Origin of the sequence: uncultured Aggregatibacter sp. (assembly GCF_901873365.1) — a bacterium.
In the GTDB taxonomy this organism is placed as follows: domain Bacteria; phylum Pseudomonadota; class Gammaproteobacteria; order Enterobacterales; family Pasteurellaceae; genus Aggregatibacter.
On the sequence record NZ_CABFLM010000092.1, the window covers coordinates 1 to 7,418 of the forward strand.

Annotated in this window: 8 protein-coding genes; all 8 read left to right on the plus strand. The window is 37.5% G+C overall.

Translation table 11 applies throughout. The features are described from left to right. The first annotated feature begins 12 nt into the window (after positions 1–12). Complete coding sequence (locus QZ106_RS08115; RefSeq protein ID WP_295976304.1) at positions 13–816, plus strand: glycosyltransferase; 804 nt, start codon at positions 13–15, stop codon at positions 814–816. 1 nt (position 817) lies between these two features. Further along, entirely contained in the window at positions 818–1,936 is a 1,119-nt protein-coding gene (locus tag QZ106_RS08120) for a lytic murein transglycosylase (RefSeq protein WP_295976306.1), read from the plus strand. A 22-nt stretch (positions 1,937–1,958) separates the two neighbouring features. Further along, entirely contained in the window at positions 1,959–2,762 is an 804-nt protein-coding gene (gene xthA, locus QZ106_RS08125; RefSeq protein WP_295976307.1) for an exodeoxyribonuclease III, read from the plus strand. Then, positions 2,762–3,550 (plus strand): TIGR01619 family protein, encoded by a 789-nt coding sequence (locus QZ106_RS08130; RefSeq protein WP_295976310.1) that lies wholly within the window; start codon positions 2,762–2,764, stop codon positions 3,548–3,550. Before xthA ends, QZ106_RS08130 begins: the two co-directional genes overlap by 1 nt. 106 nt (positions 3,551–3,656) lie before the next feature. After that, on the plus strand, positions 3,657–4,781 hold the full coding sequence (locus QZ106_RS08135; RefSeq protein WP_295976312.1) for an LPS O-antigen chain length determinant protein WzzB: 1,125 nt from the start codon (positions 3,657–3,659) through the stop codon (positions 4,779–4,781). Between the two features lie 3 nt (positions 4,782–4,784). Further along, on the plus strand, positions 4,785–5,414 hold the full coding sequence (locus QZ106_RS08140) for an acetyltransferase (protein WP_295976314.1): 630 nt from the start codon (positions 4,785–4,787) through the stop codon (positions 5,412–5,414). 1 nt (position 5,415) lies between these two features. Continuing rightward, a complete protein-coding gene (gene neuB, locus QZ106_RS08145; protein WP_295976316.1) occupies positions 5,416–6,453 on the plus strand; it encodes an N-acetylneuraminate synthase in 1,038 nt (345 codons plus the stop codon). A 15-nt stretch (positions 6,454–6,468) separates the two neighbouring features. After that, positions 6,469–7,418: acylneuraminate cytidylyltransferase (locus tag QZ106_RS08150; protein WP_295976317.1), on the plus strand; the 950-nt coding region annotated here is incomplete at its 3' end.

The window sequence follows — 7,418 nt, forward strand, 5'->3', positions numbered from 1 at the left end:
CTACGGAGATATATGAAATTTTCAGTTTTAATGTCCTTATACATTAAGGAAAATCCACAATATTTAAGAGAATGTTTTGAAAGCCTTGTGGCGCAAACCCATCCAGCAGATGAGATCGTATTGGTGTTTGATGGTGCGGTAACGCCAGAATTGGAAGCCGTGGTTTCTGAATTTGAAACCAAATTACCCTTAAACTTAGTGAAGTTGCCAAAAAATTTAGGCTTAGGTAAAGCGCTTAATGAAGGATTGAAACATTGTTCTCACGATTGGGTCTTCCGTATGGACACCGATGATATTTGTGTGCCTGAACGTTTTGCGAAACAAGTGGCGTTTATTGAGCAACATCCGGATACGATTATTTTTGGTGGGCAGATCGCTGAGTTTGGTGACAATGTTAACGACATCGTGGCATATCGCAATGTGCCGACAACGGCGCAAGACATTGTGAAATTCACGCAAAAGCGTTGTCCGTTCAATCATATGACGGTGGCGTATCAAAAAAGTGCGGTCATTAATTGTGGTGGATATGAAGATTTACAGGAAGATTATTACCTGTGGATTAAGCTTGTAGCACAAGGTCAAAACGTGGCGAATTTGCCGGATATTTTGGTGTACGCCCGCGTGGGCAATGGCATGGTTGGGCGTCGTCGTGGTTTAAATCAAGCCAAAGCAGAATGGCGTTTGTTTAAATTGAAATACCGTCTAGGTATTCAAGGGGTATTTTCCGGCTTGTTTACGTTTGCCTTGCGCTTTGGTTCCCGCTTAGTTCCAACCGCCTTATTACAACGGATTTATCAAACATTTTTGAGAAAATAATATGATGAAATTGACAACCTTTTTAAAACTCTCTTCCATTTTGACCGCACTTTCTTTAGCCGGTTGTTCAAGTGATGTCACTTCTGCTGCGCCGGGTAACGAGATTCATCGTGTGGATCTTCATGCGAGCTACAATAAACCGCGTACCTTAGAAAACTTTCATGATTATGTGAATTTCTTGAAAGGTAAAGCCGCCGCAGAAGGCGTATCGGAGGCGGTATTGAAGGCGCAAAATAACATTAACTACATTCAAAAATCTGTGGATTTGGACGATCAACAAGCGGGACGAATTCGTAAACGTGATCCTAATGCACCGCCGGTAGTCAATCCCAATGGCACGACCAATTACTTAAATCGTGTGTTAACTCAAAACAAAGTGGATATTGCGGTCTCAAAATATTGGGCACAACTACCGCAACTGGAAAAGGCAAGTCGACGATTTGGCGTACCGAAAAATTATTTGATGGCGTTGTGGGGGATGGAAAGCAGCTTCGGCCATTATCAAGGTAAGTATGACGTGTTATCCGTATTGGCTACCTTGGCATTTGATGGTCGTCGCGAAGCCTTATTCAGTAAAGAATTTATTGCCGCCATGAAAATGCTACAACGGGATCATATCCAACGGCACCAAATGTTAGGGTCTTGGGCAGGTGCCATGGGGCAAACTCAATTCATGCCAAGTTCTTATTTGAATTATGCTGCTGATGGAAATGGCGATGGCATGAAAAATATTTGGACGGAACACTATGATGTGTTTGCCTCTATTGCCAATTATTTACACACCGAGGGCTGGAACCCAAATTTGCCTTGGGGCGTTGAAGTCACGGTGAACCAGCCGATTGATATGGCACTCTCCGGCACGGAAGAGGGGAAACAGCGTCGCTTAACCGATTGGCAAAATCGAGGTGTCAGCCTGAAATTCCAAACACCGGAAACGCAGCAAAAACTGACCGCACTTTCTCAAACGGATTTATGGCTGGTGAGACCCGATCGTGAATTGGGACGCGCGTTTTTAGTGTCGAACAACTATCGCACGCTATTGCATTGGAACAAGTCGAATTATTTCGCCGTGAGTATCGGTATGTTTGCTGATAGAATTCAGCAACGTGTAGGCGAGTAACGCAATTAAATAAGGAATGAATATGAAAGTGATGTCGTTTAACATCAACGGACTAAGAGCAAGACCACATCAATTAGAAGAAATCATCGATAAATATCAACCGGATATCCTCGGCTTGCAAGAGATTAAAGTGGCGGATGAAGTCTTTCCTTATGAGTTGGTGGATCATCTTGGCTATCACGTCAATCATTTTGGCCAAAAAGGGCATTATGGCGTTGCCTTATTGAGTAAACAGGAGCCGTTATTGGTGAGAAAAGGTTTCCCAACCGATGATGAAGAAGCCCAAAAACGCATTATCATGATTGACTTAGATACGCCATTTGGGCAATTAACAGTGATTAACGGCTATTTTCCACAAGGTGAAAGCCGCGAACATCCAACCAAATTCCCGGCAAAACAAAAATTCTATGCGGATTTGCAACGCTATTTGGAACAAGATCACAATGCACAAAACCCGGTGATCATTATGGGCGATATGAACATCAGCCCATCTGATTTGGACATTGGTATCGGCGAAGAAAATCGCAAACGTTGGTTGCGCACCGGTAAATGTTCCTTCTTGCCGGAAGAGCGCGAATGGTATCAGCGTTTATATACGTATGGCTTGGAAGACACCTTCCGTTATTTAAATCCGACAGTAAATGACAAATTCTCGTGGTTTGATTACCGCTCCAAAGGATTTGATGATAATCGCGGTTTACGCATTGACCATATTTTGGCAAATAAAGCATTAGTAGCGCATTGCGTGGACGCCGGAATTGCTCTTGATATTCGGGCGATGGACAAACCATCAGATCATGCACCTATTTGGGCGGAGTTTAAGTAATGCCATTAAAAAATCCTGAACAACATTGGCAAAATTACCGTACGGTTATCAACGGCAATATGGCCTCTTGCACCGTGAATTTAGATATTTTTGAACAATTTACCTCTGATAAATACAATAAAATTGTACAGGTTTCATTGCCTTACGAGACGGATGAAAATACGATGCCGACGTTAGATGAACATCATCGAGTGGTTAAAGAATTATTCAAAATTTTGGTGCAAATTTCGGCGTTACCAGAATTGCTTTATGCTGGGCATATTTTCACGGAAGGCTATTTAAAGCTTTATTTTTATTGTGATGAAACCACCGCACTTTTCGATGTACTTGACCAATTTAAAGACGACATTGAGGAGATTACAGTGCAAGAGGATCCCAATTGGGATACCTACTTTGATTTTTTATTGCCATCACCGTTAGAAATGAAACTCAATATGACAGAAGAAATTTTGTCTATGTTGCTACAAAACGGCAGAGATCTTGCGGACACTTACCTTGTTGAGCATACCTTCCACTTCGCAGAAGAACCACAAATGTTCCAGTTTATGGAAGAGGTCAATTTGAGCGATCTTTCCTACAATACGATAAGTTACAGTAGCGCCCCGATGATTTTTGAGGATGAAGATGACAACGAAGGGTTATATATCGTTAAAATCGAACAGGAAATGACATTAGACAACGAAGATATTTTCCGTTATGTAGAGCAGTTTGAACGATTGGCGGAAAAATTTTCCGGCGAATATGTAGGCTGGGAAAGCGATACGATAAGCCAAGGGAAGGTGAATTAATGGTGGTGAGGGATGTGCAAAGCTTCAACATAAAATTTGTTTTAGGATGACTTTTCTTATAGAATTCACAAAATTTATATGTGTATTAATAACATAAGGTAAGAAAATGACCGAAAAATCACTTAAGAATGATGAAATTGACCTAATTGAACTCATCACCATACTCTGGAAGAAGAAGCTCTGGATTATGCTTTCTTCTTTTATTTTTACTGCTATTGCCGGTGTTTATGCGTTTACAGCAAAAGAGCAATGGACATCAAGTGCAGAAGTTATCGCACCAAGAACCATGGATCTTGGCGATTATTTTAGCGTTCGTAAAGAATATTCACGTATTTTAGGTAGCGAATTTGATGCCGGTGCAACTGCGAGCAATTTATTTAGCCAGTTCAATCTACTTTCTGAGTCATTAGATGAAAGAAGAAAATTCTTTGTGCAGTCTGACTTTTATAAGAAAAAAGTTGAAGGTAAATCAGAAACAGAAAAAGCACAAATCCTTTCTGAATTAATCAGTAAACACATCACGATCAAAAAACCGGATAGCAAAAAAGAACCCGATTTAATTGGTAATAAAATTAGTTTTTATGCTGAGACACCGGCTGATGCGCAAAATGTGTTATCACAATTTATTTCTACAATAAATCAATCTGCCTATCAAATAGAATTAGATAATTTTCTACTTTATTTTAATGAATTGGTTACTGATTTAAATTATGAAAAAACAAAATTTGAGCGTGATTTAAGTATTCATAAATCGGTTCAATTAGAGAATTTAGAAAATGCCTTGAGAATTGCAAAAGAGGCCGGCATTACAGAATATGCTAAATCTCTTGGTATCACAAATGGCCAAAGTACAATGCAACAGGCTCTTACTATGTCTGAGGCTAAGATCCCTCTTTCTGATTCTAAACTGAGTGATAGCACTTATTTATTTATGCTTGGTGAAAAATACTTAAAAGCACAAATTGATGTACTAAAAGATAGTAGTATTGTTTATCCACCACGGTATTATCAAGTTTCTTCTTTACTTTCTGAGTTAGAGCCATTATTGATTAAAGCAAAACAAGCAAAAGCAAATGCATTTAGCTATCAGGCTTCACCGGATTATCCTGTGGTGAAGGATAAGCCTAAGAAAGGTTTGATTTTAGTGATTGGATTTATTGTTGGTCTAATTTTATCAATTTTGATCATATTGCTGGGATCATTTATCAGAACTATTCAAGACAAATATTAGTTTATGAGAAAAAAAATTGTATTTATTGGCGCAGGTGGTTATGCAAAATCTGTGCTTGATTCTTTAGATTTATCAAAATATGAATTCTGTGGATTCATTGATAATTTTAAGCCAAAAGGAACAACACACTTAGGTTATCCAATTCTTGCTAAAACTATAGATGAATTCAAAGAAAGAGATAATTATAGTTTTTTTATTAGCATAGGTAACAATGCTTATCGTTTAGAAAAATTTATAAAGCTTGAAGAATATCAATGCGATATTATTAATGTAGTAGATAATACGGCCATTGTTTCTAGCAATTCTACTTTAGGTAAGGGTGTTTTTGTTGGAAAACTAGCAATAGTCAATAGTGGTGTAACTGTGGGTAATAACGTAATAATTAACACAAAATCACTTGTTGAGCATGGTTGTAATATTGGTAACCATAGTAATATCTCAACGAATAGTACATTAAATGGAGATGTAATTGTAGAAGATTATTGCTTTATTGGGAGTTCTTCTGTAATTACGGGGCAGTTAAGAATTGGAGAAGGTTCCGTTGTTGGTGCTGGAGCGGTGGTTATCCGTAATGTTAAACCTCGTACTGTTGTTGCTGGCGTACCAGCAAAATTTATTAAGGAAGTAGAATAAAATGAATCAAGTATTTATTGTTGCAGAGATTGGTTGTAACCATAATGGTGATCCAATTTTGGCAAAGAAAATGGTCAATGTAGCAAAAGAATGTGGTGTAGATGCAGTTAAATTTCAAACATTTAAAGCAGATAAATTGATTTCAAAATATGCTCCAAAAGCAGAATATCAAAAAGTAACCACGGGTACCGCAGATAGTCAGCTTGAAATGACACGAAAATTAGAACTTCCTTATGATGAATTTCGTAAATTAGAAGCTTACACTCGTTCACTTGGTTTAGAAGTATTTTCCACTCCATTTGATATGGAATCTATTGATTTCCTCGCAGGTGAAAAGCAAAAAGTATGGAAAATTCCATCAGGTGAATTAACCAACTTACCTTATTTAGAAAAAATTGCGCGTTTGCCAATTGAAGGGAAAAGTGTCGTTATTTCAACAGGGATGGCAACAGTTGAAGAAATTAAAGCAGCATTAGCTGTTTTAGAAAATAATGGTATGCAGAAAAAAGAAATTACAATTCTTCATTGTAATACTGAATACCCAACACCTTATGAAGATGTGAACTTAAATGCGTTTTATCAATTAAAAGAGCTGTTCTCTGATTACAATTTAGGTTTTTCTGATCATTCTGCAGGCTATTTTGCGGGACTAGCTGCGGTGCCTTATGGTATCACCTTTATCGAAAAACATTTTACCTTAAATAAAAACTTTGAAGGCCCAGATCACAAGGCATCAGTAACACCAGAGGAATTGAAATTGCTTTGCGAAGGAATTCGAGCAGTCGAAAAATCATTAGGTTCTTCTGAGAAAATGGTTACTGCATCAGAAGCTAAAAACAAAATTGTGGCTCGTAAATCCATTATTGCAGCTCGCCCAATTAAAAAAGGTGAGATTTATACGACAGAGAATTTAACCACTAAACGCCCCGGCAATGGTATTAGCCCAATGTTTTGGTATGAGCTTCTAGGTAAAGAAGCAGAAATGGATTTTGAAGAAGATCAACTTATTCAAGATAGTCGCTTCCAAAATCAAGAATAAAGAGCGGTCAAATTTATGAAAAAAATTGCAATTATCACAGCAAGATCGGGCTCAAAAGGTTTACCGAATAAAAATGTATTATTCGCTAATGGCAAGCCTTTAATGGCGTATAGCATTGAAGCAGCGTTAGAGAGTGGTGAATTTGAGAAAGTAATTGTTAGTACGGATTCGCAGGAATATATCGATCTACTCTCGCATTACCCTATTGAATTTGTGAAACGTTCAGCAGAATTGGCTTCGGATAAAGCAAGTTCTTTTGTCGTAATTGAAGATGTATTGAATCGGTATAGTAATGTTGATTATGATTATTTTGTATTGCTGCAGCCGACTTCACCATTAAGAACGGCACAGCATATTCAAGAAGCCAACGCTAAATTTGAAGCAAATTTTGAGAAATTTGATTTCTTGGTTTCGGTGTCTGACGCTCATAAGCCAACCACATTAACGCGGCAAATTGATGAAGATGAGAGCTTAAAAAACTTTAAACTGGATTACTCTAATTATGCTCGTCAGCAATATCATCCAGAATATTCACCAAATGGGGCAATTTTTTCTGCAAAACCTCAAGCTTATTTAAAGCAAAAACACTTCTATGGAGAGAAATGTATTGCCTATTTTATGGATAAAGAAGTTTCAGTTGATATTGACGATCGCCTTGATTTTGAATATTTCTACTTTATTCTTCAACAACGTAATAAAGAGAAAACCTTATTAGAAACTATCAAAAAAATAATTTCTGCTAAGAAAGAGAATTTCAATCAAACAAAAGAAATCAGTTTGATTGGGCACTCTATTTTAGATTATTGGAACATTAAAGAGATTAATCATCTTGCAGTAAATAATTTAGCCATTGCCGGTATTTCTACTAAACAATATATTGATCTAATTCTAAATCAAGGTTTGATTAAATCCTTAGGTGATAAAACTATTTTAATGTTTGGCACTAATGATATTGTGTATACAGG